Genomic DNA, 24547 nt, shown 5'->3' on the forward strand with positions numbered 1-24547 from the left:
GTTTGCATTGTCATAAGGCATAAATAAATTAATCCAATTTATACAGAGTTAGTTAATAAATATATTACGAATAAGGGGTATATAATATGCGTAGAAGAATTAACGGTGAAGAAACATGGTATCGATTACGAGATTGGACAAAGGGCCAAGCAGCTTCAGAGAGACTTGGAAGTCATATTTTAGCCTCTGAAGGTTTCGAATCAATAGATCCCTCTCACCCATTAGGAGGCCCCGATGGAACAAAAGATTTTATATGTATTAAGAATGGGTTAAAGTGGATTGGTGCTTGTTATTTCCCAAGGGGGCAGAAGGAGTTTAATGAAGTTAAAAAAAAGTTTATTGGTGACTTAGAGGGAATTGAAAAAAATAAGGTGGACGGTCTAGCGTTTATAACAAATCAAGAATTATCAGTTGGTAATAGAGAAACATTAAAGGGATTATCTAAAAATCCTGTGGAAATTTATCATCTCGAGCGGCTTACCCAAATATTAAATAAAACCGAAAATTACGGAGTTAGACTTGAATACTTAGATATTGAAATAACTACTGAAGAACAATTAGCTTTTTTTGCATTGTTTACAAACAAGGTGGCAGAATCAGAAAAGAAATATGAAAAAAAAATCAGTAACCTTTCTAAAGCATATCAAATGGAGAGAAAAATTGAACAGAAACGAACAACTGGAGTAGATTCAGTTGAAGAAAATCACCAGCCTCAAGAAGAAAGAAAAGAAAAAGGAAGCGAAATAAAAGAAGCAAAACTTAATCGAAAAATCCTTAATAGAGTCAAAAAAGGGGCTGTTTTCTTTGCAGACTTAGGCGCGCCTATTGGGTATGAACAAGCAGGAACAAGACCTGTAATCATTGTTTCCAATAATATAAATAACAAATACTCACCCACTGTAACTGTAATTCCTGTCACTGGAAAAATTAGTAAGACAAAATTACCGACCCATGTTGACTTAGGAAACCAGTTAAATCCTAAATTTAGAAGTATTGGTTTAGTGGAACAAATAAAAACAATAGACAAAAGAAATTTACTAAAATTCATTACTTTTTTAAACCGGTCTATTATGTCAGATGTTGAAAAAGCTATAAAAATACAACTTGACTTGTAAATCAAAGGACCTTCTTTAAAAGGGTCTTTTTTAATTTAATGTTTATAAATGTAACCAAAACAAGCTATACAAGTCAGAGAGTGAAAAATTGTACTTAGAACGGGGGATTGCCGGAGAAGTCATTTTTGCATTTCCTTCGTATTTTCTATATTCTACAATTGGACGCTTTTCTTTAATCAAAAAGGCGTCTTTTCTAATCAATCAGATTCTAGAGCAACACATTTACTGATTGGAGTATATTAAGGTGTAGAAGAGATTGTGAAGGATTCTACTTAAACTATCGGGTGCAATAGTTCAACAAGGAATTTACAGATATTTTATCTAAGGGATAGGTGTGTGTACTTGAAATGAAACGGGAGATAACGATTTTTGCACTGCCTTTCCATTGCGTTATATGTTTGGTTAGTTATATTTGATTACATTTCTTCAAGTGAATTTAATTGGGGAGAAAATGCGTTACAAGCAGTTATTACTTTGACAGTTATAAGAATTTTATTGTGGGCTTTTAACACTAATAAAAGAAAGTCCTAAGAATTACCAGAGATTCTAAATCCAAGTAATCTTAAACTATTGGGTGCGTTAGATAAAGAAGGTGATCCTAATGGCATCGCCTTTTTCTTATGATTAAAATTCTATTTCTACGGGTACTTAGTTAACTGATAAAAATAGTAACTGTGTAAAATTAGAAGTACATAGTTAAAAAACAATGTAAGATTTTGTCGAAACGGTTTTAATTCTATTTATTCTCCTGCATAATATCTTTGAAGGGAAATGAGCATATGATAAATAATTCTGAGGAGGGCTATTTATCAGCTACTTAAATAGAAATGATTTAAAGTTTGATTAATTTTATTAATATTAGTAAGTTTAATTGTAATATTAATTGTTAATAATCACTCCATACCGGGTCGGCAGTTACATTTACTTTCGCAAATATTAATTTATATTACTTAGAGGTGTTTTATTAGTGAAAAGATCTCCATTACTGATTAGTTCAATGGAATGTATTGCACATTCAACAGAATTAATCTCGCAAAAAAATAAAATAAAGTATAAATTTGTTATACTTCACTTGGCAAATGCTATAGAACTTATTCTTAAAGCAAAATTAATAGAAGAAGGTAAAAGTATATATATAAATAATAAAAGTCAAACATTATCAGTTTGGGAGACTATTAATCAACTAAGTAAGATAGGTGTAGAAATAGAAGAACGTCCTATTTTCGAGTTGCTTTTTGATGATCGCAATACATTACAACATCGTTTTGGGTACCCCAATCTTGACACGGTTGAATATTATTTTTTTAATGTAATTTCATTCTTTAAACGATTTCTATTTGAGGAGTTTAATACTGAACTCCAAAACGAATTAAAAATCCATTTAGAAAACAGGTATTATGACTACTTAGGATTCGAACAAGATATTTTTGAATATTTAAATTCAGTATATAATAAGACACCAACAGCTGCAGTATTAGAAACTTACAATGAAATAAATAAAGAACTTATAAATCAATTTAACTTGCACGGCATATACTTTTCTAACGTCACCTACATAAACTTTTCTCATCCTTCATTTGTTAAGATATTACGAATCTTGATAAGGGATGATTATCTACATGAAAACGTTATGAACCAATTACATATTCTATCGGAAGTTAGAAAATCCATAGTTTCTCATCCCAAAATTAATAATGAGTTAAACTTAGATCTAAAAAGTACTTTTAGTTTGTTAAAGGAATTATTAAAAGGGGTAAGAAGTGCAATAGCAGACGGTTATTTCAATGAGACAATTATAAAGGAATTATTTAACTTCTAATTGGCATTTAAAAGAGGAAAATAATCATATTCTATGTTTAATGGAGAAGGCTAAATACTTTTAATACTAAAATTTCTTAAAGGAATAAAGGTTATCCGGAATGAAGGGAACTATTATGAATAGGTACCTAGCAAGATGATTTATTTTGTACGGTTTTTGCAATATGAATATAGAACAAATTAGGTAAAGCGTATTTTAACTTGCCTTTACCTAATTTTACTTGTGATGACTTTAGTTGAGTACTTGTGTTTGCAATGGTCTAAATTAACTACAATAATCTAGTTTAATATGGTGAAAGTATAGAACTGGACCTTATTGCTTATGGGGGATCAATCGTATACTCTGGATAATAATAGTATGTTTGATTACTTTTCTAACATCAAAGCTTTAAAAAATTGTATTTAATATATAAAGAGGATAGAGATATTACCCATAAATAAACCGAGATTGTTGGCAGCATTCAAGTATTTTATAATGCTAATGTTCGGGCAGGCTCCCCTTCCCGGACACTATGTTGAAAAAGAACCTCACCCTACATTGATTTTGTCATCAAGGGTGAGGTTCACTTTTTATAAATAAAATCATTCATTAATTGTCTAATGAAGTTTAACGGTGTCATCGCTAAAAGAGTTCCAGATGCAAAAGTAACTCTGTTACTACAATCTCCTTCAACATCCCCTCCCACCCGTCAACAATATTATGCTTGCCTTGACTTTATCTGTTAATTACCAAAAGGCAAGAAATTTAGCTATCTTTAGCCTTATTGTCGGGAAACTGACCTGGTTCTTGTTCGTGCTCGTTATCTGGATTAACTTGTTCATCAGTATTCCCGTTAGTGAACTCATAAGAATTACCATTGTGATATAGGGCAGTAGTAATTAAATAAGAAGACAACAGAAGAATGCTAATATACTTTTTCATAGATTTTACCTCCATTTAATCATGATAGATTTCTTTTAGGGTTTGATTTGCCCGTGTGTAATAATCGGCTGCTGATTTATATCGTCGCATTCTATAGTAATAGTCCGCCAATATTATGGAATAAATATGCTTTTGGTATTCTAACTTATTTTTCTCCAATAAAGGAAATACCTCCTTTAGAATTATAAATTCTAATCTTGGACTATATTTATATGTAAGTAACTGTTCATAAACTTTAAAATCTAATACAAGAATAGATTTTTTTTCATCTAATGTTCTTGTTAGTATTAATCCTTGTTGCAGCCAATAAGAAGCCTCTTTACGATCACCGATTTTATAACACTCCTTCATTAGACTTGCTATTGGAGTCAATAATTTTACATTGTCTTTTCCAAGAAGAGTTTCATAATTTTTTTTGAAGTATTCAATTGCCTTTTGACTATCACCTATAGATGAATAAAGCGCTCCAATGTTTTGATTAGATAGGGAAACTAAATAAGTATTTGCTAGGGAATCGCCTATCTGTATTGCTATTTCATAGTTTTGTTTTGCTCTTTCCAAATCGTTAATTCGTCTATAGGATATACCTAGTAATATATGGCAGTGTGCACATTTTAATAAATTATATTGACTTTGGTAGTATTGTAATGCCTTTGAAACATATTTTAAGGAGATATGTACTTGTCTAACCTTACTTGCGGCTAGTCCTATCAGATAGTACAAATCATTTTCTTCTTCTTCTCTAAAATAGAGGTCTTTAGATATCAATTCTTCTGCTCTTTTAAACAAATCAAAAGCTTTGTGATACGAACCTTTTGAGAAGTAATAGTTACCACTGAATTTTAGCCAATAATATTGTTCCAAATTACTAAATGCTTTATTTTTCCTTGCTAACACCTTTATTTGTCTAGTAGCTTTGTAATTTTGTTTAGTGAGCACATAATAACGAAGTTTATTAATCTCTATTAGATTGATCATCTTTTCGTCGGTGAATTTATTGGAGTTTATATTCTCTCTAAAAAGTTCTGTAGACTTTCCTTTATCACCCAACAGTAAACTTTTGAACCACTCTTTACACGCCATAATATTTTTTTTAAAATATGATAATTCTTTAGGACTAATATCTAACTTATTGCAAATTAACCCAATAACCTCTGGATCAGGAGAGGCATTTCCATTCTCAATTTTTGATAAGTAAGAGAACGATATTATTCCATTTGCTAATTCAGATTGTGTCAAGCCTTGCTTAATACGATGGTATCTTATTTGGCTTCCTATATGATTCAACTAACCACCTCCTTTATCTTAATTATAAAAATATTGGGTAGTTTTTACCATTAATTTTGTCCGTTAATAAAATTATTCAAGTTTTCCTAAAAGAGGCTAGTTTGCTACGTTATTAAGGACTGTTTTAAGAAAATTTTCCTGCAATTGGATTAAAGAGAAGGAGGGACTGGGCAAATAGAAAGATTTAAGTGTGTAAAAGAAGATGAAAAATTCGTAAAAATTTAGTGAGTGGATGAATGAAAGAAAAGTACTTATTTTTAAATATAAAAGAATACTTAGGAAACTATTCATCTCACCAATCATATTAATAAAAAAAAGAAGCCCAACAGAATTATAATCTAGTTGGAATCTTCTTTTTTCTCACCCATGATACAAATCCAAGTGATCTTAATTTATTGATTCTGCAATTTTAAGAACAGCGTCTTTTTCAATTCCTTGCGCTTCTATTCTGTGACTCACCTCGTTGTCACGAAAACTAATTACTATAAATTTCTTTTCTGGTATCTCTAACAATTCTCCCTCGACATCATTTATCTTAATCGATTCTAATTGATATATATTACTGGCTATACTTACATCTGCCTCTTTAACAACATAAGTAAACGACTGCTCATTATTGTTAGAATAATAAAACTTTACTTCTTTTAGCTTGTCGATAGATGATGAATTTGCAAAAGTAGATGGGGGTTCATTGTAAAATGATTCTTTTAACTCCATACCCTCTGGAATGAATTTTGGTTGATTAATAGAAACGTTAGGCATCAAATTTTTAACATCTGATGAATCAATCTTTTGATCTAGTTCATTTGAAACTACCTCAGTTGGTGTAATTTTAGATGCTGATGCATCTTCGTTAGAAGAATCTTCTTGAAATGCAAATACAATACTTGTTGATAATACTGAAATAGACAGAACCAATAAAGCTGCTAATATTTTCTTATTCAAACTAAAGACCTCCTTTAATTATGCCAAGCAAAATAATCATATGAAAAATAATGTCCATACTGTGTACCATTCTGACAGTTAGTATGGATATCAAGTCGAGTATATAAATTTTCATGATCAGCCCGGTAATCGCGTAAATCTACAAACTTTTCACCTTTAACTGCATCTCCCATTAAGTCATAATATATTTTTTCAGTAGTACCAACACTATCCACTATACGGTACATGTAAAAACATGAATCATTGGAAGTGGCATTATCGATTAACATACCACTAAAATATGCAGAATCCCCCGACTTATCTATAAATTCTGTTCTAGAGTAACTGTAACTTCCATCGGTTCTCCAATCATCCCAACTCATATTGGAAAAGTAAGAATTATATCCATTTTTAAGATAAAAACTAGCTGTCTCACCCGCACTAACTTGAGTACCGAGTGCAACACAGAAGAGGATTAAAATTAAAACAACTCTTTTTATTTGCTTATTCATAGCTACAACCTCCATTGTTATTAAGGGCACATCCCTGCAAATAGGTATACAGTTAAATTTAAATTATAATAAAATACTATATTATGTCATTGCTATCCTCCCTTCTGAATGAACTTTTCTGAGTTGTTAGAAAATATCATTTATCCATTAAGAATTTACCATTGAATTATTGTTATTACAAGGATGGGACGAAGGAGGTAAAGCACCATAAAAAATATAATTGCTACTTTAAGAATACTTTTAGGAAAATTTTCCTTACAATCATTTTATTAAAACAATCGTTAGAAGATTGATAGATTTATGGGGAAAAGTTGAAAATTTCTAAATTCTCATAATTAAAGAGAAAAAGTTAGTATTTTGATTTTCATACGAAATTATGTTAATGTTTAGATAATTCACTTATTACGAGGTCTATTTAAAATAAACAATATCACATGTATCAATATATCGTATTTCGATGAAAAAAGTTGGAGGTGATTATACTTTGCAACTATGGATGGTAATATTAGTTATTTTTTCTGGACTTATATTAATTGGAGTAATATTTGACTTCATTGCTAAAAAGAAAAAACTCCGGTTTGATGCAGAAGAAGGCATTAAAGAAACTAAAGAGTATGAAAGGGTATATAAAGAAGCCCACTTAAAACAGTCTATCACTGATATTAATAGTCCCGAATAGCATCGTTAATTAACGATGCTTTTTTTGATTTATGATTTAAACTTAATTGTAAAATCATCATTATGTAGTATTCTCCTTTAAGAAGAAAATATTAAGAGAAATTATTTTCTTAAACGCCACAGAGTTTTCTATGTAAATAAAAAATTAGGATATTAGACACTAGTACCTAGCCGATTGGAAAAAGGATAATATAGTTTAAAAAGATTTTTTGTAATAGCCAAGAAAAGGTGCACTAATTCAAAATGGATTCAACACTTTTATGTTTTGTGGGAACCAAACCTAATTTACTGTCGTCTATTGAGGTGAGGTGGAAGGGGGAAGAAAATGAAAAGGGAATTAGAAAATACTGAGGAGGGTAAGATTCATAAAGTTGAATCATTACTTAATCAGTATGGGACTGAATTAAAACGGATTGCTTATCTCTATGTTAGAGACCATTCCCTTACTGAAGATATTTTACAAGAAGTATTTATTTCTTGTTTTAAGCAAATGGACTATTTCAGAGAGGAAAGTAGTTATAAAACTTGGTTAATTAAAATTACAATCAACAAATGCAAAGATGCATTGAAAAGATGGAGTTTCCGAAATATCATTTACAAAGATAATCTGGATTCGAGTTTAGTAGAGACAAGAACACCAGAAATTGATACTCTTTCAAAATTAGAAGATATACAATTAGCAAAACATATTTTAGCTTTGCCTATAAAGTTTCGAGAAGTAATTATTCTCTTTTATTATCAAGACCTAAGCATAGGGGAAATAAGTCTTCTTCTAGATTTAAAAAATAATACCATAAAAACAAGACTTCATAGAGCAAGAACAAAGTTAAAAGAATCATTGGAAAGGGGTGGTTTGAATGGATGAAAAATTAAAATCAGTGAGAGACACATTAAACCAAACGGTCCTTCTCGATGTCACTGTTTCACAGGATGAAAAGGAAAAAATAATAAGTTCTTTAACAAGTCAAGAGAGAAAGCGCATTCCTTATGCATATTTTTTCTCCATTTTGGGTGTTGTAGCAATATTATTTATCTTGCTATTTCCAACTATATCTGACCAACTTAGTCCGACTGCCAGCGTTGTCAAGTCATTCGAAGACCAGATAATTGAAGAAATAGGAACTGAGGTTTTTATACCTGAATTTACTGATTATCAAATTTTATCAGCGGAGATTATATATCCTCCAATAGGTGATAAAAGAGATTTGGTAGTAGTTTATTCTAAGGAAAAAGGCGTATTGCAAAACAAAGATTACATCAAACAACACGAAGAAGATATGAACTCAAAAGTATTGTATGGAATTTATAACGGAGAACCCCCTTGGCTTGTTAGAATAACTTATAGCACATTTAAAATCAATGTAGGTGATAGTGTTGAAACTAAGACTATAAATGGTTTTGATGTTCATTATACTAAACTTAATAGTGATAACGCTAATATTCTTATAGCTCATTTTAATGTTGGAAAAGGTTCATATTCCACTGAATTTACACTAACAGAAAGACTAACAGAGGAAAGAGCATTTGAAATTATAGAAACAATTACAAAAGAAAACAACTCATAAATACATCACAGTCTTATCAAATAAAGAGTGTATTGGTTATGGGAGGTGAGGGTATGCCATTATGGTTATTTCTGCTTATTATTTTCGGTGGTTTACTGGTTGTCGGACTAATATTCGATTGGGTTGCAAAAAAAAGGAATATAAAAACGGATTTCCAAGAGGGTATAAAAAATGCAAGTGAGTCTGAAAGGATTTATACAGAAAAAGCATTAGATGATGTAAGGCATAAAATAGGTAATGATACTAATAATTGGTAAGTTTATTGTTTAAGGGTTTTCGTTGGGTATAATTAGTAGTTGTTTCTAACAGATAGTTGGATTTAATAATACTTATTAGATTACTTGTGCTAACGGGTGCGTTAGTTTAAGAAGTTAGTGTTCAATAATGAAGGAGCTTGTTATATAACAAGCTCCTTTTCTTGTGAATTATGACTTGAATATATTGTGAGAAAGTCTGTGATTTAACTCGGTGAACACCTTGTAATGGAATCCGTTACATTGTGGTGAACTATTTTTGTTTTACAAATTTTGGAGGGAATTTCCTATTTGTGTCGAAATATATGTATAAGTACCTATAAGATCTATTATTTGAACCAAGGTAAGAAACATAATGAAGGGTAAAATCATATTTAATCAGGTGATTATATGGATCTGTCTAATAAGTTTTGGTTGGCAAATTAGTTCTGTAGTATAGAACACTTAGTAGAAAAAAATCACTAGGGGGTGAAATATATGATACAAAACTACCTATTATCAAATTGCCTGATAATTATTGAAGATTTGAATCAAAGGTTTGACAGATATGAAAAAGAGGAAATTCAACAATTTGCAGTAAGTGAATTTGATGAATCAGATTTAGTTTTTCTCGTAGCATATCCTTTTAGGAACTTAATGAAAATAAGTATGCAAGGAAGGAATGAAGACATCAAAGTAAATAATTTAGATTTTGTTATCGAGGTGAAGTACTTATATGCTACTAAAAGTTCTGCAGGTAATTACTCTAATAAGAGACAATTTGAAGAATCGTTTTTTAAGGATTTTAGTTGGTTATTAAATGAAATTAAGAGAGGAAATAAAGGAAAAACAGCATTCGTTATAGGTTGGTTTAATACATATCAATCTTTTGCAAATATAATGCAGTTAGGCAAAAACACTGGTAAGAATCCAAAAGTTAACATGGATAAGATTAAGTATTTTCCTTTTCTCTATACTCCGAGTGTAGAATGTCATGTAAACGAAATAACTTATAGATATAGTATGAATGATTCAATATATAAAAATGAATCATATATTCCTGATATGGTTTATGTTCCTGACTTAAACGAAGGTAAAGTAAACTGCATTTTTCTTGGAAGGAAAACTGATAAGTTCCATTTTGCGATTTATTATTAGCAAAAATAGAAATTCAATAATAATACTTATAACAAGATTAAATTAACTACTTATTTCAAAGTAATAATATAGAAGTTTATATGGATAGAATATTAGATAAATTAGGGTGGTATTGATGAGGGAGAAAAATGATGAGATGTTACAAGATTATGAGGAACCTAGTTTAGAAGAAGATTTTAATACTGAAATCGAAAAAGCCGAATATTTACAAAGGATTCTAATTAATGTTAGTACAAACGATGGGCCTTATTCTGAGGAACATTACGTTAAACTAAGAAAACATTTCATTAATGGAATTACAACTAAAAATCTATTGCCTAGTTTTGTTATAAATAATAGGGACACTTCGCAGTTTTGGCACTTTATTAAAAATAGGTTTTCAACTTATGCTGAAAGAAGGCAATTTATTTGGAATGAATTCACTAGACTGATAGATTACTTTGAGGCTCAAGAATTTTCGCCAATAGATGAATCAATAGATAAGCACTTAAAAGTATTCAGTTCTGATTATGTTTTGGATTATTGGAAAAGAGCCATTGAAAGAAAGGAAAACGATCCTGAGGGTGCTATAACATTATCGAGATCACTTATGGAAGCTGTACTGAAACATATATTAGAGGAAAAGAATATAGGATACAGTAACAGTGCTGATTTACATGAAATATATAAACAAGTAACGAATGAACTAAATCTTACGCCAGAAAAACACGATGTGAAAATATTTAAACAAATTTTAGGTGGCTGTTCAGCAGTTGTAAGTGGTCTTGGAAATTTACGAAACAGTCAAGGTGATGCACATGGAAAAGGAAAAAATAGATATTATAAGCCATCTAGTCGCCATGCCGAACTGGCGGTAAATCTAGCAGGCTCCATGTGTTTATTTTTAATACAAACACTCAAGAAAACTGAATAAGAGTGAATACATATATTTATTATCGTTATAGAAAAAGCTAATATAATAAGTTATTTAAGTTAATTTTTTGATCAATTTATTGAATTAGAAAAAGTACACTAAGACTTTATGTTTTACTAAAAATTATGTTTTTCAAACCAGCGGGAGAGAGATACATAATGAACTGAATATAGGAGTGAAGCGGAGTATGGTTTACGATGAATTACTGTTTAATACATATGATCTTTACAGTGTTATTGAGATTAGACAGAAAGAAGTAAAGGATACAATAATAAAAGAAGACGAAGACTACCTTCTTAATGTTGGGCAGGAACAATATATAATGTATCTGAAAGATAAATTTCAAATGGCTACATTGGTATTAAAGTTAGATGAGGTTGATGCTGATGTTAAAGAAGAGCAGATTAGAGCTGAATTTTTTCCTCAATCTTTTTTTGTAAGAGATGGGCAAACATATCCTAGAGAGGTTTATTATTTTCATATTCCGTTTGAAGGTGAAAGTGATTTATTTAAATGTAGACCTTCAACATACACACTTTCTCCCCCTCGTGCTGAAGTTAAAGGTAGAGTCATAATTAGGCGTTTCATACAATTTCAAGAGGATATCGAAAATATTAATAGTAAGTATAAATCCTTCTTAGATAATTTATCTAATATGGTTTCCAATGTGAATAAGGACGTAAAAGAATATAATAATGGTCTTGAAGATCTTATCAAAAGTTTATTTCACGAAAGAAAGGCACAAATACTAAAAAGAAGGAATCAACACTCTGGTTTAATTGTTCCAATTAGAAAGAAGTCAGATGTTCCAACTACTTTTTCTATCCCATCACCAAAAGTAAAAAAGAAAGTTCAGATTAAGCCAATTCAGAATAAGCAAGACTATACGCCAGTCCCTACTTTAAATAATGATGAATATCAAGATATATTAAGAATTATTAACGACATGGGTAAAGAATTTGAAAGAAAACCTTCTGTATATAAAGAAAAAGGGGAAGAGGATTTAAGAGACCATTTCTTAATGATGTTAGAGCCGAATTTTGAAGGGAGTGCAACAGGGGAGACCTTTAATAAAAGTGGTAAGACAGATATTTTATTGAGGTATGAGGGAAGCAATGTTTTTGTTGCAGAGTGCAAATTCTGGACTGGTCCAAAAGGATTTTTAAAAACTATTGATCAACTATTAGGATATTTAACTTGGAGAGATTCTAAGGCTGCAATCATCATGTTTGTATCAAATAAGGATTTTTCAAGCGTGATAAAAACGGCGAAAGATACAATTGGTAACCATCCAAATTTTATTAAATACAATAATGCTTCAGATGAATCATGGTCAAACTATACCTTTCACACTAATGGTGACAAGAATAATGAAATTAAACTAGCTTTAATGCTTTATCACACACCATAATATAATGTAACAAAAACCGTAGCTTTAAATGATATGATGATTTAGATATTAAAATAAATTATTTGCATTATATATATTTATATGTTATGTTCTAATATATCTTTTAGGAAATCTACAAGATACAATTAATAAAAAACTAAACAACTTTATAATCTATAATAATGTGGAAGTACCACTAATAAACGATGGGTTTCGTACCTGCATCGTAAACGATAGGTCTAGTACCCTATCGTGTTTATTAGTGGTGCTTTTTTTGTTTGGTTAACGATAAAGGAGGTAAGTTTTACAAGGTATATAACAAAATTTCAATGTTGCATAAAATACTATTTTTGACGAATAATACCCCGAAAGTAGGGGGTAGAAAAATTTGGAAAGAAGTATTTTATATAATATTAAACCCATTGGTTTAGGGACTCCTTTTGTTGAATCATTAACAAGTTATATTACCAGAATAGCAGAAGCGCATTGTGTTCTGACTGGGGATTTAATTTTTATGGTATATGCTCCACTTTTAAATAAAGAGTATTTATCAAAAATTTCCAAAAGGGGTGGTAATGGATTTTTTGATTCAGCAATAGGAATGAATGGTAGAGGTAAACTTGCAAAAGAGTTTATTGAACTTACTGAAAAACTAACTGGAAGATCAGATATAAGTTTTACTACATTATTTAGATTTTCATCTATATTACCAGAGAGGGGCTTATTGAAGAGAACCAAATCATGGTGCCCTAAATGTTATGAAGAATCTAAACTTAAAAGTGAAGATATATATGATCAATTAATTTGGAATTTCCAGTGCGTAGATCTTTGTATTATACACAAAACACCGCTTTTGGATTTATGTGAGCATTGTAAATATGCAGTGCCATTAATTAATAGAAAATCAATGCCAGGCTATTGTTCAAGATGTGGAAATTGGTTGGGTTCTATCTTTTACACAAATGATAAATATAGTGGAGATACAAATGAATTTATTACGGATATTATGCTGATTGGAGAATTGCTTGCTAAAGATGATATGGATTTCTCAAATGCTAATCTGGGAAGAACGTTAAATTATTATGTTACAAAAGTCTTTGAAGGTTCTCAAAATAAAGCTGCTAAATATATGAACATACCCAAATCGACTTTCAGGGGGTGGATTTCTGGTGAAACTCTACCAAATATTTATTATCAGTTACGAATCTGTAAAGTACTTGGAGTTTCAATCATTGATTTACTTCAAAGACAAGAACCCGTAAAGAAACTAGATAGCAGTGACACTGTAAGTTTAGGAAAGAAAAGCTATGATCATGAAGAAATTAAGAAGACTTTAAATAAAGTAATTATGGAAAAAACGCCAGTATCAATAAGTGCCATAGCCAAAATAATTGGCTGTGACCGTAAATTACTTACGAGAATGTACGAGATAGAATGCAACAAAATTAAAGAAAATTATAATGCCTTTTTAAAGGAGAAAAAGGCAGAAAACTTACATATAAAAAATGAAAAACTTAAAGAAGCTTTCAATTCACTATTAAAAAAAGGAGTTTATCCGAGTAGAAGACGGATTGAAGAAACTTTAGGAACTGGATTTTTAAGAGAAAAAATAATACAAGATAGTTGGGATGAATTAAAAAGGAGCCATGATGTATGAAAGTGGAAATGAAATATAAATCGGAAATTCTGGTCAAAAGAGATAGTTTTTCTAAGCAACTTATAGGGGTTATATTTCCATTAAGTAAACCTACTTACAAATCTAGTGCCCTGGCCTTAAAGGCATGTGTTAAAAATATTTGAGGTAGCCTGGTAATTGGGTGCTAATAATCTTTAGGTTATATTTTAAAAGTTGCAAAAACAACATGAAAGATATGGCCATATTTTCAAACTAAAAGTAAATAGTTGAGGAGTTTATGTATGATTGAAGATTTTGATTTATTTTGCACTAAAAAGGAGATTAATGAAGAAACAAAAAAATATATCAACAACAGTATTAGGAATTCTGAACCTGCACGTAGAGTACAAGGCAGGTTTGGCAATGTCAGAGGGTTCTACTCGAGTAAAAAGATGGGTTTAACTATACAATTTGAAAGCCACAAGCTTGAATTATGTGCAATTTATTTAATGGAATTTGATAAAAGTATTTATGAATATTACGACCAACCACAGAGCTTCACAATAAAATACATAAAGAATGGTAGAAATAGGGGGCATAAATATACTGCAGATTTTTTTGTGATTTCAGAGGATTTTATTGGTTGGGAAGAGTGGAAAACGGAAAAAGAACTATCAAAGAAGACTGAAGAATCACCAGAAAGATATATTTTAGATGAAAATGGAAAGTGGAGATGTCCACCTGCCGAAGCGTTTGCAAAGGAAAAAGGTCTTTCTTTCAGAATTCGAACCGATGCTGAAATTAATTGGAACTTACAAAATAATATTCGCTTTTTAGAAGATTATCTTTTAGAAGAAAATCCAACCGTGTCATTACCAAATCGAAATATAATTCTTAATTATATTCAGTCCACACCAAACATTACATTAGCTGACCTACTATCTGTTGAAGGGGCTGTGTTTACAGCAGATGACATATATAAACTCATCATTTTAGGTGAAATTTATGTTGATTTAGAACAGTTTCTTATATTTAACTATGATAAATTCCCATTATACATTAATAAAGAAACTGCTGATGCTATTTTAAATGCAGAACAATCGATGAGTAATACACCCAATGAAAATATAGGTAATGTAGTCAATATTGAGGCGGGCAAGGAAATTATTTGGAATGGTAACCCATGGACAATAATAAATGTAGGTGAAGCGGAAATCTCTTTATTAGATAAATCAGAGAGTATCATACCCTTACCTTTTAATGCATTTGAAAAGTTAATTAAAATGGGTGCAATTAAATCTCTAGAAAATAATGCAGCGCTTCAAGAAAAGACAACAAAAGAATTTTTAGATATTATAAAGTCTGCTAGTCCAGCTGAACTGGCTCGTGCAAATGAAAAATACGATAAACTACAACAACATTTTAATGGTGAGAAGGTAGATGTTTCCGAAAGGACATTAAGATATTGGAAAGAAAAGTTTCGAGAAGCTGAAAAGATTTTTGGTCGGGGATTTGTTGGTTTAATTACAAAAAATCATAGGAAGGGGAATTATACAGATCGGCTTAACCCGGATGTTGCTAAATTAATGGAAGATTATATAGAAAATCATTATGAAAACAAAAAGCAACGAAATAAGTCATCGGTCTATAACTCATATAGAAATGCTTGCTTAAGTAAAGGGTTAGAACCTCCAAGTAGGAAAACTTTTTACAAGTATATTGAGGACAGACCTAGTTACGAACAAGATTTACAGAGAAGGGGCCCGAGAGCAGCTTATGATAAAGAGCCCTTCCATTGGGAGTTATCTCTTTCAACTCCTAGACATGGCGTAAGACCTTTTGAAATTGCACATATGGATCATACAGAACTAGATATTCGACTAATATGTTCAAAAACAAAGAAGGATTTAGGGAAACCATGGTTAACTATACTAATAGACGCATTCTCTCGAAGAGTTTTGGCATTTTATTTAACATTTGATCCACCGTCATATAAGTCATGTATGAACACGATCAGAGAATGTGTTTCAAAGTACTCTAGACTTCCGAAGACATTAGTAGTAGATGGTGGAAAAGATTTACAAAGTGTTTATTTTGATACTTTACTTGCAACCTATTATTGTAGTAAAAAAACAAGACCAGGTGCAAAACCAAAATATGGCTCAGTTTGTGAAAGGTTTTTTGGTACTGCTAATACAGAGTTTATTTATACTTTAGCAGGTAACACACAACTGACAAAATTAGTTCGCCAAATGACGAAAGACTTTGATCCAAAAAACTTTGCTATCTGGACATTGGAAACTTTAAATGAATATTTAACACAATATTTTTATGAGATTTATGATACACAGATTCACTCCAGTCTTGATCAAAGTCCTCGTGATGCGTACCAACAAAGTATTCTAAGAACAGGTGAGAGAAAACAAACATACATCAGATATGATGAGAGTTTTGAAATGCTTACTCTTCCAACTACAACAAAAGGTACAGCTAAAGTTCAGCCAGGACAAGGAGTTAAAATTAACAATAGTTACTACAATTCATTTGAGCTAAATAATCCTTCTATTGAGGGTAAACAAATACCAGTTAGATTTGATCCATTCGATTATAGTAAGGCTTATGGCTATGTTGGAAATTACTGGGTAGAACTAAACTCACAGTATGAGTTGGAGTTTGAGGGGAAATCATTGAAGGAAATTAAAATTGCTACTGCTGAAATAAAGAAAAGAAAAAGTGAAACTCAAAAATCAAAAAATACAGGAGTTTCTGCAGCAGAATTAGCGAGTTTCTTAGATACAGTAGAAGCTCACGAACTATTAGAGATACAAAGATTAAGGGATGAAGCAGTTAAGAATACATTTATGGTTATTGATGGTGGTAAAAACAATGATTTTAAAAATAACTTAAACGATTTATTATATGAAGAAAATACTAGTAATGCTAATGTGAAGAAAGCTATTCTAAAGAAAAATACTACTACAAAGACTGAAAATCAATCAGAATTTGAAATGTACGGGGAGTTTTTCTAATGGATAAAAATTTTCCAAGAGATTTATTATTACAGCCAGTGGGTGAACGGATCAATTATTTTAAAAAGAAATCTGTAGCTCACCCAACCTTAGTTAATAGTTATATTAATTTAATGGAAAAAGTTGAAGTTGTAGAAGAAGGAAAAGTCTTATTAGTTTATGGTCCGAGCGGTGTAGGTAAAACTACATTATTTGCTAAAGTTAAAAATGAATATTTGCAACGATATCATGATGAAATGGTAAAAGATAAAGGATTAATTCCTGTTTTGGCTATAGAAGCTTTTGCTAATGAAGACGGCAAGTTTGATTGGATTAATTTTTACACTGAGGCATTAGAAGAACTTAAAGACATATTAATTGATGAAAAAAGATTGCCATTAAACGAACTTGGAGTAGAATTGCCAAATAATCCAAATGAAAAAACAAAGAGGAAGTTACGTAAATCCTTGGAAAACGCAATTAAGTGTCGAAAGGTAAAAGTTATCTTAATTGATGAGGCGCAGCATTTGACTAAAGTAGGGAATTCAAAAGGATTAAGAAATCATATGGATTCAATAAAATCATTAGCCGCGAAATTTAATGTTCCGATAATTCTATTTGGGACCTATGAATTATTAAGTTTTCGAAATTTGAACGGGCAATTAGGAAGAAGGACTATGGAAGTTCACTTTCCAAGGTATAACTCTGAAGAACAAAGAGATATTGATGCTTTCAAGAATGTTCTTTGGTTTTTTCAAAAGGCTTTCCCTTTACAACAAGAACCCAATCTTGTTGATGAATGGAAGTATTTTTATAGACTTACTATAGGATGTGTAGGTACTCTTAAGGATTGGTTAGATAATACCTACGATTATATTATGGAGAATAATGTGGAAACAAAGATATTAAAAATCAGAGACTTTAAAAAATTTGAGCCTACAATTGATCAGGCATATATAATGGCTAAAGAAATTACAAGTGGAGAAAAGAGCCTAACCGAAAAAAGAAAAGAGAAAGAAGGAAAGCTAGATGCTTTGTTAAAGTTGGATCAATTAGATGATATAGAAGTAAAGAAAAAGAATGGTAATAAGAGACCGGGTGAGAGGAAATCGAAAAGGGATAAAACAGGAACTGATTTGTAGTATAACTATGTTAATTTTTAATTCTTTGTTACTACTTCAATAAAATATTAAAGCGAGTGGTGAAAATTAATAGAATCTTATACGAGAGTCTTGAAATTGAAAATATAAATTCGCCAACTAGGAGTACGCTTTATAACTTGGAACCAATTGGGCTGGGTACCTCTTATGTTGAAAGTTTAACAAGCTATATACTAAGGTTGGCTGAATACCATAATTTAAAAGTTACAAAATTAGTGAGTAAAACTTTTATTCCATACGTCCAAATAAATCACCTTAAAAAGTCTTTTATGGATGGAAGTTTAGGACCAAGAATAAAATATGTTAATGGTAATAGTCCGGTGAGTTTAGATTATGTCTTAGCACTAGAACAATTGACAACCAGAAATGATTTGATTTATTTAACAATGAATATATGGTCGGGACTCTTTTCGGATAATATAGTTGGTGGTACTAGAAAGTGGTGTCCAAAATGTTTAGAAGAAATGAAAATGAAAGGTGAAGGAGTCTACGAACCACTTATATGGTATATAAGAGGTATTCAGAATTGTGATATACATAAAGTAAAGTTAGAAAATAGTTGTCCAAAATGCGGAAAGAAATTACAATTTATGCATAAAAATTTGATTATAGGTCATTGCCAATACTGTTTTGCTTGGTTAGGCGACGCTACTAAATTTGATTCTATTAATCTATCAACATTTGAAAGCTTTCTAATTGATTCCTTTAAAGAAATGATTTCAAACAGCCAAAAGTTAGATGTCTTTCCTACTAATCAAAAAATAGGATCAGTTTTGAAGAAAATAATGGACGATAATAATTTTAGTAGCATTAGACAGTTTTCAGATTTTCTAGGTGTCAATAGAGCAGTGGTCCCAGAATGGATTAATAATAAACGAAAGCCAACCACAGAATCCATGTTCAAGATTTGCACCAAATTGAATCTATCAATCTATGAAATGTTTTGTACAGATATACCACTAGTAGATGTTAATTTGCAAAGGTTAGAGGAAGGGAAAGATAGAGTATCAATAAAAGAAATAGAAGCTGTATTAAAAAATGCAATAGAAAATAATAGTTATATAAGTCTTCATAAACTGTCGGAAGAAAATGGTTTTGATTCTCGTACAGCCAAGAAAAATTATCCTGCTTTATGTGAGCAAATAATAAGTGCCAATTTAAAACATAAAATAGATATGGAAAATCAAAAGAAAATGGATATCAAGCATAAATTAGAAACTGCCTTAAAAAAGGATATCCCGATAAGTTTAAAGCAGTTTTCATTAGAATTCGGTGTCTCTATCAATGAGGTTAAAAAGTATTATCCTGATTTATCAAGGGAATTAATTAATCGACGTAAGAATTATAAGTTAGAGATGCAAAAACAAAGAGCAGAAAATATTATTAGTGAAATCACTAAAGTTGTTAGATATTTGCATAATAGTGGGGTATACCCTGGAATTAAAACCGTTAGAAAAATAGTGTCTAATCCCAATTGCTTTATAAAGCCGGAATACAGGGAGGTATGGAGAAAAGAACTAGAATTATTAGGGTATAAGAATAACAATTGGCCGAAATAATTACTTTCCTTCATTAGAACAAAAAAAATGACATTTCCGGTCACATTTACTTGGCGTAACTATATAAATATATAAAAAAATAACCATCAAATCAGTTTGATGGTTATTTTTTATAGTAAATTGGATAGCCGCGCTTAATTACTACTTTTAAATTTGTCTTCACCATAAATATCATAGTCCATAATACCGTGTTCACGTTCTTCTTCAATGTAATCCATTTTACAAAATTCAAGTTTCTCGTTTGTTTCTTTTATAATAGTTACAACTAATTCATACATTAGCTTAAGTTCTTCTTTTTGATACTTTTCCAACAAACTAGGAACACTTAGATCTTCCTTTAAATAATACTCATGACAGAACCTATATGCAACAGCTAATTTAAGTAATTTAGGAGAGGCATATTGTTTCTTTTCAATAATCAAATTAGCTATATGGGATTTATTAAACCTAGTCAAATCAGTTTCTTTATCCACTTCCTCTCTAGTTATCCTTCCAGTTTCTATATTTGTAACAACTTTCATTACTTTATTTTTGAGTTCTAAAAAAGGGAGTTCCATAAAGGAAAATTGTTCGTTAAAATCATTAAAATATCTAATGAATTCTGATTGAGAAACCACTCCATAAAGTTCAAGATATAGCTCTTTAAGTTGGCTATAGTAATGGTCTCTTTTGAATATTTTTGTTTCACTAAACCAATCAAAATAATTCTTTAGGTAATGAAATATTAAATTAGCTAAGAAAGTGATAGCAATTGTTATTAAGGCAATCTGTAATGATTCTTGAAAGTTCATAAAAATATCCCCTTAAAAATCTTGATTAGATAATACTCGAAAAAAAGGAAGTTTATTCCTGTTTAACTTACAAAAAGTATATTTGCAACCAAATATATAGGCCTAATAAACCAGCTAAACCTAACAAAAAGTTGTTAATAGATCTCAAAGCAGGAATCAGCTTTATGATTAATACTACTACTGCCATACAAACAAATATTATTCCTGCTAGAAGTACTAATTTTAAAGCCATTCCATCTAAGGTTCCTTTCATTGGTTCATATAAAGAATTCATAATTTCACCCGCTTTCAAATATAAATTCGACAAAATACGAGTGAATTCCTGCCTGCTATCTAACATATATAGGCTAATCAACATTGAAAAGAATAACTAATAGCGTCATACAAACCACCCCCCGATAATACAAAAAGACACCAAATGACAGCTAAAATTCTGTCATTCAGTGCCCTTCAGTAGTTGGAAGGACTAGTTAATTTTTTGATAACCTGTAATTTATGGCTAAAATGGTTTTAAACCTTATTAATTCTTTATTAAGTCCATAAAGATTATATAATTCATTTAGTGCTTCTAGTAAAAGTTTGCTAACTATTGATACATTCATATCATTATTTTTATATCCTTCTAATACAAATACTTGATTCTTTTCAAAATGCCACCTTTTCATTATATCCATTGAATGAACCTCATTAGACAGGATTCTGTATGCAAGTTCATATTCTGCGAACATATCTAGTTTAATACATAACTGTTCAAAATTTTTAGTCTTACCATCAAGATTATACCATTTTTGATTTTCTCTTCTTCTCTCAAATACATCTGAAAATTGCTCCTTTAAATCCTTTAGCTTTTCTTCTGTAGCACCAAAATTTGTTGCTTTTTTTATATCATCAATTCCCTTTCCTAATAGTTCACGAATCTTTTTACCATTTTTATTATCAGATGTAATTTTATTATACATTGATAATTCTCTAAGCTTTTGTGTTGCCATATAAGAGCGTGCATATAAACGTCTTTCCCTTAAGAAAAGAAGTTTTAAATAAACATAGCTTTCTAATATGCTCCGAGTTATCAAATCAATTGAAGAACTCTTTTCTTTTTCAGCGAGGGTTGTAAATGAATCGATTTTTCTTACCATATCTTCAAAAAATCCTAAAGTAACTGCATCCTCTATCTCTAACTCTTTATTAATTTTACTAAATGCTTTATCAAAAACTAATTCTAAAGAACCCTCAGCTTCCTTTAATATCTTTTTTAGAATCTTCACAACGCATCCCCCTCTGCAAACCTAACCCTTTTTAAACTTTTCTTTATGAGTTATTACTTTCGCTTCTCATGATGTGGTGATAAATATTTTTGCCTCTATCTTACAATATACGACAATAAAGCAAAAATTCCCTTCTTATAGATCAATATCAATGTTTAATTTCCTTTTTTAATTCTTCTAGAAGAGAATATAAACGCATATTGAATCCTCTTTATTAGTTAATTTAAATAAGGGAAAGAAAGTTTCTGACATCCGTAAGAAGAACTTATATTTAACATGACACCATTATTGCACTGATGGGTGTATAACTTTGAAAAGGAAGTGTGGGGAGAAAGTGGAAAGTAAGTATCCAAAACACACTATAGCTGTATCTGCTTACTATATAGATCATCCTATACTGAGAAAACTTTTAGATAACAAAATTGTATATTACTATAAGTTTGCCGAAAGTAAAAATGCGAAGCATAAGCTTGCCGTAAGAAATAGAAATCTTACCAAAGGTTATAAAATTTAATTTTAATATGAGTATTTATCAATTTTTAATTTCGAAGAATCATTATAAACCGCTTAAAGACAGTTGTTGGCAAGTATATGGGTAAACAAGTGGCAATGTTACGGTTCAAGTCACAGTGTTTAAATGAGACTTCAAGCATAAGTTTTCAAAATTGAAAGTTTATGCTTGAATACCAATATACATAAAATTGCAGAGAATAAAATAAAAGGCTCTAATGAAAACTAATTTCATCAAAGGCAATATGGAGTTTGTGAAGAAATAATTTAAACGCTAACTGGGCAAAAGAGTTCAAGAAGCTCTTCGGAGGTGTAATTTTATGCATTAGAATAGGAAGTAATAAGTTGTTCAACCGAGCATCAGAAGAGATCTAATTTCGGTTTGGAATTTCTGGTAAGTCCTGCATTGAGTATGGTTTGTTAAGTAGTTGCTTTTTTGTTTCTCAAAAAATAAAAAAATGCTAACTAAAATAGGCGGGAACGAGCTTCTTACCCTCCCGCATTCTTTACATTTATTTAGTTTGATTAAGGAAGAGAAATCCATGTTGTTTATAACCACTTTACTTATTCATCAGACCGTGTTGAAAAGCATAACTTGCTAGCTGAACTCTATTGTCTAAATGAAGTTTACTTAGTATGTTTTTTAGATGACTTTTAACCGTATGTTCCGAAATAAATAGAGTCTCCGAAATTTCTCTATTTGACAAACCTTCGGCTACTAATTGTAGCACTTCCAATTCTCGGGTTGATAAAGGTGTCTTTTCTTTCTTTTTTACCTTTCTTTGAGGGAATTCTTTTAGAATTTGGAACGCAATTTCTTTGGACATAGGGACTTCATCTAAGGCAAAAGCTCTTAAATGTTCACACCATGCTTCTGATCGAATATTTTTTAATAAATATCCTTGTGCGCCTTTCTTTAATGCATCAAATAAATCTGTGATATCATCTGACACAGTGATCATCACAATTTTTACATATGGAAATTTGAGTTTAATTCTTTTAGTTGCTTCTAGTCCATCCATAACTGGCATTTGAATATCCATTAGAATAATATCAGGCATTAATTCTTCGGTAAGTTGAATTGCCTCTTTTCCATTTTTACCTTCTCCTACAATAAGAAAATCGTCATGTTCTTCTAAGATTTCTCGGATTCCTTCTATTGCATGAGCGTGATCATCAACAATTAGAATGCGAAAAGGTTGCATTTATTTTCTCTCCTTTCTTATTTCAATAATTGTTTCATTATCTAATTTCTTTATCGAAAATTCCCAATCCATATCTCTGGATCTATCCTTAATGATTTGTAGTCCATAGCCTTTTTTAGATTGATGCTCTTTATTTGTAAATCCTATTCCTCTATCCTTAACTTGACAAATCCATCCATTATCTATTTCAATTGCATGAATCCATACTTGATTTGTTTTTGCGTGTTTAATAACATTAAAAATGGCTTCTTTAATACACGCAAAAAGCTCTACTTTCTCTTTCGATGATAATGTACTTTCCCCGATTTCCCATTTTAAATGAACATCCATTAAATGCTGATTCTTAAGTTCTTCTACATAATGTTGGATTGTTTCTGTCCAACTAAAGGAGTCTTCATTTGGTAAGTACTTCAAGTCCGTAATAGCTTGACGAGTATCTTCGTGTACGTGCTGTAATGTTTGTTTAATTTTTTCAAAATCCGGGTCGTGTTCGAGATGATTCTTCCTTCCAAATTTATTCATCTTTACAGATAATAGAAATAAAGATTGGGCAATTCCATCATGGAGTTCCCTTGCTAACTTCTCCCTCTCAATAAGTGCAGCTTTCTTTGTTTTTGCTTTCCTTAGCTCTTCCTGTATATTTTCTAAAATTGAAAACAAGTGTCGTAAAAAGACGAGTGTTACGATAAAGACTAATATAGGGGAAAGTAGATTACCTATATCCATTGAAATATAATCAAGGAGAAATTCATGTCTAATATACTCCCATAAGGCGATAGTAATAGTTGGTATAGTTAAAATAAGCCATTTTACTTGCTTATACTTCAATTCTTCACCACATTTCTATATTAAGATGTATTTTATTCTATCATTTATTCGAACTTTATTAACAAATATGTTTTAAATCACTCTTTTGAGG

Annotated in this window: 22 protein-coding genes; 13 read left to right on the plus strand and 9 right to left on the minus strand. The window is 30.6% G+C overall.

From position 1 onward, the window contains the following. The first annotated feature begins 86 nt into the window (after nucleotides 1–86). Together TY11_RS20625 and TY11_RS19750 are read left to right on the plus strand one after the other, a co-directional pair. On the plus strand, nucleotides 87–1115 hold the full coding sequence (locus tag TY11_RS20625; RefSeq protein ID WP_197025049.1) for a type II toxin-antitoxin system PemK/MazF family toxin: 1029 nt from the start codon (nucleotides 87–89) through the stop codon (nucleotides 1113–1115). Between the two features lie 967 nt (nucleotides 1116–2082). After that, a complete protein-coding gene (locus TY11_RS19750) occupies nucleotides 2083–2934 on the plus strand; it encodes a hypothetical protein (protein WP_052345703.1) in 852 nt (283 codons plus the stop codon). A gap of 744 nt (nucleotides 2935–3678) precedes the next feature. Here the strand turns inward: TY11_RS19750 and TY11_RS20350 are convergent. The 4 genes from TY11_RS20350 to TY11_RS03215 form a co-directional block, all read right to left on the minus strand. Then, nucleotides 3679–3855: a hypothetical protein gene (locus TY11_RS20350; protein ID WP_155982656.1), complete on the minus strand. Its 177-nt coding sequence runs from the start codon at nucleotides 3853–3855 to the stop codon at nucleotides 3679–3681. 15 nt (nucleotides 3856–3870) lie between these two features. After that, entirely contained in the window at nucleotides 3871–5142 is a 1272-nt protein-coding gene (locus TY11_RS03205) for a helix-turn-helix domain-containing protein (RefSeq protein ID WP_042142775.1), read from the minus strand. Nucleotides 5143–5529: 387 nt separating this feature from the next. Beyond that, the gene (locus TY11_RS03210; protein WP_042142777.1) at nucleotides 5530–6087 is read right to left on the minus strand and encodes a DUF4367 domain-containing protein; all 558 of its coding nucleotides are present in this window, start codon (nucleotides 6085–6087) and stop codon (nucleotides 5530–5532) included. A gap of 14 nt (nucleotides 6088–6101) precedes the next feature. Further along, entirely contained in the window at nucleotides 6102–6578 is a 477-nt protein-coding gene (locus TY11_RS03215) for a hypothetical protein (RefSeq protein ID WP_042142779.1), read from the minus strand. A gap of 484 nt (nucleotides 6579–7062) precedes the next feature. On the opposite strand from TY11_RS03215, the gene TY11_RS03220 reads away from it, so the two are divergent. The 11 genes from TY11_RS03220 (at nucleotide 7063) to TY11_RS03270 (ending at nucleotide 19857) form a co-directional block, all read left to right on the plus strand. Further along, nucleotides 7063–7257: a hypothetical protein gene (locus tag TY11_RS03220; RefSeq protein ID WP_042142781.1), complete on the plus strand. Its 195-nt coding sequence runs from the start codon at nucleotides 7063–7065 to the stop codon at nucleotides 7255–7257. A 324-nt stretch (nucleotides 7258–7581) separates the two neighbouring features. After that, nucleotides 7582–8121 carry a sigma-70 family RNA polymerase sigma factor gene (locus TY11_RS03225; protein ID WP_042142783.1) on the plus strand — a complete coding sequence of 180 codons (540 nt, stop codon included), beginning with the start codon at nucleotides 7582–7584 and terminating at the stop codon, nucleotides 8119–8121. After that, a complete protein-coding gene (locus tag TY11_RS03230) occupies nucleotides 8114–8821 on the plus strand; it encodes a hypothetical protein (protein WP_042142785.1) in 708 nt (235 codons plus the stop codon). Before TY11_RS03225 ends, TY11_RS03230 begins: the two co-directional genes overlap by 8 nt. A 53-nt stretch (nucleotides 8822–8874) precedes the next feature. Beyond that, nucleotides 8875–9078, plus strand: coding sequence for a phage holin family protein (locus TY11_RS03235; RefSeq protein WP_052345704.1), 204 nt, complete (start codon nucleotides 8875–8877; stop codon nucleotides 9076–9078). A gap of 474 nt (nucleotides 9079–9552) precedes the next feature. Further along, nucleotides 9553–10212: a hypothetical protein gene (locus TY11_RS03240; RefSeq protein WP_042142789.1), complete on the plus strand. Its 660-nt coding sequence runs from the start codon at nucleotides 9553–9555 to the stop codon at nucleotides 10210–10212. A gap of 115 nt (nucleotides 10213–10327) precedes the next feature. Next, the gene (locus tag TY11_RS03245; protein ID WP_052345705.1) at nucleotides 10328–11125 is read left to right on the plus strand and encodes an abortive infection family protein; all 798 of its coding nucleotides are present in this window, start codon (nucleotides 10328–10330) and stop codon (nucleotides 11123–11125) included. A gap of 187 nt (nucleotides 11126–11312) precedes the next feature. Further along, on the plus strand, nucleotides 11313–12536 hold the full coding sequence (locus TY11_RS03250) for an SET domain-containing protein (protein ID WP_042142791.1): 1224 nt from the start codon (nucleotides 11313–11315) through the stop codon (nucleotides 12534–12536). Between the two features lie 367 nt (nucleotides 12537–12903). Continuing rightward, on the plus strand, nucleotides 12904–14172 hold the full coding sequence (locus TY11_RS03255) for a TniQ family protein (RefSeq protein ID WP_042142793.1): 1269 nt from the start codon (nucleotides 12904–12906) through the stop codon (nucleotides 14170–14172). A gap of 260 nt (nucleotides 14173–14432) precedes the next feature. Then, entirely contained in the window at nucleotides 14433–17159 is a 2727-nt protein-coding gene (locus TY11_RS03260) for a TnsB C-terminal domain-containing protein (RefSeq protein WP_042142795.1), read from the plus strand. Further along, nucleotides 17159–18280: an AAA family ATPase gene (locus tag TY11_RS03265; protein ID WP_042142797.1), complete on the plus strand. Its 1122-nt coding sequence runs from the start codon at nucleotides 17159–17161 to the stop codon at nucleotides 18278–18280. The genes TY11_RS03260 and TY11_RS03265 overlap by 1 nt, the downstream gene beginning before the upstream one ends. A 137-nt stretch (nucleotides 18281–18417) precedes the next feature. After that, entirely contained in the window at nucleotides 18418–19857 is a 1440-nt protein-coding gene (locus tag TY11_RS03270) for a helix-turn-helix domain-containing protein (RefSeq protein ID WP_042142799.1), read from the plus strand. Nucleotides 19858–19991: 134 nt separating this feature from the next. Here the strand turns inward: TY11_RS03270 and TY11_RS03275 are convergent, their stop codons facing one another. From TY11_RS03275 to TY11_RS03300, 5 genes are all read right to left on the minus strand, one after another. Next, a complete protein-coding gene (locus tag TY11_RS03275) occupies nucleotides 19992–20648 on the minus strand; it encodes a hypothetical protein (protein WP_042142803.1) in 657 nt (218 codons plus the stop codon). A 67-nt stretch (nucleotides 20649–20715) separates the two neighbouring features. Beyond that, nucleotides 20716–20922, minus strand: coding sequence for a hypothetical protein (locus TY11_RS03280; RefSeq protein ID WP_155982657.1), 207 nt, complete (start codon nucleotides 20920–20922; stop codon nucleotides 20716–20718). A 196-nt stretch (nucleotides 20923–21118) separates the two neighbouring features. Beyond that, on the minus strand, nucleotides 21119–21913 hold the full coding sequence (locus TY11_RS03285; RefSeq protein WP_042142807.1) for a DUF5677 domain-containing protein: 795 nt from the start codon (nucleotides 21911–21913) through the stop codon (nucleotides 21119–21121). A gap of 1070 nt (nucleotides 21914–22983) precedes the next feature. Next, nucleotides 22984–23628, minus strand: coding sequence for a response regulator (locus TY11_RS03295; protein ID WP_042142812.1), 645 nt, complete (start codon nucleotides 23626–23628; stop codon nucleotides 22984–22986). Next, nucleotides 23629–24456: a sensor histidine kinase gene (locus TY11_RS03300; protein ID WP_042142814.1), complete on the minus strand. Its 828-nt coding sequence runs from the start codon at nucleotides 24454–24456 to the stop codon at nucleotides 23629–23631. Nucleotides 24457–24547 lie beyond the last annotated feature (91 nt).

It is taken from the genome of Paucisalibacillus algeriensis (assembly GCF_000577245.1).
GTDB lineage: Bacteria > Bacillota > Bacilli > Bacillales > Amphibacillaceae > Ornithinibacillus.

Coding starts and splice junctions, on each gene's coding strand:
- TY11_RS03275 (WP_042142803.1), bottom strand. CDS start 20,648: ATGAACTTTCAAGAATCATTACAGATTGCCTTAATAACAATTGCTATC.
- TY11_RS03260 (WP_042142795.1), top strand. CDS start 14,433: ATGATTGAAGATTTTGATTTATTTTGCACTAAAAAGGAGATTAATGAA.
- TY11_RS03280 (WP_155982657.1), bottom strand. CDS start 20,922: ATGAATTCTTTATATGAACCAATGAAAGGAACCTTAGATGGAATGGCT.
- TY11_RS03245 (WP_052345705.1), top strand. CDS start 10,328: ATGAGGGAGAAAAATGATGAGATGTTACAAGATTATGAGGAACCTAGT.
- TY11_RS20350 (WP_155982656.1), bottom strand. CDS start 3,855: ATGAAAAAGTATATTAGCATTCTTCTGTTGTCTTCTTATTTAATTACT.
- TY11_RS03235 (WP_052345704.1), top strand. CDS start 8,875: ATGCCATTATGGTTATTTCTGCTTATTATTTTCGGTGGTTTACTGGTT.
- TY11_RS03225 (WP_042142783.1), top strand. CDS start 7,582: ATGAAAAGGGAATTAGAAAATACTGAGGAGGGTAAGATTCATAAAGTT.
- TY11_RS03250 (WP_042142791.1), top strand. CDS start 11,313: ATGGTTTACGATGAATTACTGTTTAATACATATGATCTTTACAGTGTT.
- TY11_RS03240 (WP_042142789.1), top strand. CDS start 9,553: ATGATACAAAACTACCTATTATCAAATTGCCTGATAATTATTGAAGAT.
- TY11_RS03295 (WP_042142812.1), bottom strand. CDS start 23,628: ATGCAACCTTTTCGCATTCTAATTGTTGATGATCACGCTCATGCAATA.
- TY11_RS20625 (WP_197025049.1), top strand. CDS start 87: ATGCGTAGAAGAATTAACGGTGAAGAAACATGGTATCGATTACGAGAT.
- TY11_RS03265 (WP_042142797.1), top strand. CDS start 17,159: ATGGATAAAAATTTTCCAAGAGATTTATTATTACAGCCAGTGGGTGAA.
- TY11_RS03215 (WP_042142779.1), bottom strand. CDS start 6,578: ATGAATAAGCAAATAAAAAGAGTTGTTTTAATTTTAATCCTCTTCTGT.
- TY11_RS03230 (WP_042142785.1), top strand. CDS start 8,114: ATGGATGAAAAATTAAAATCAGTGAGAGACACATTAAACCAAACGGTC.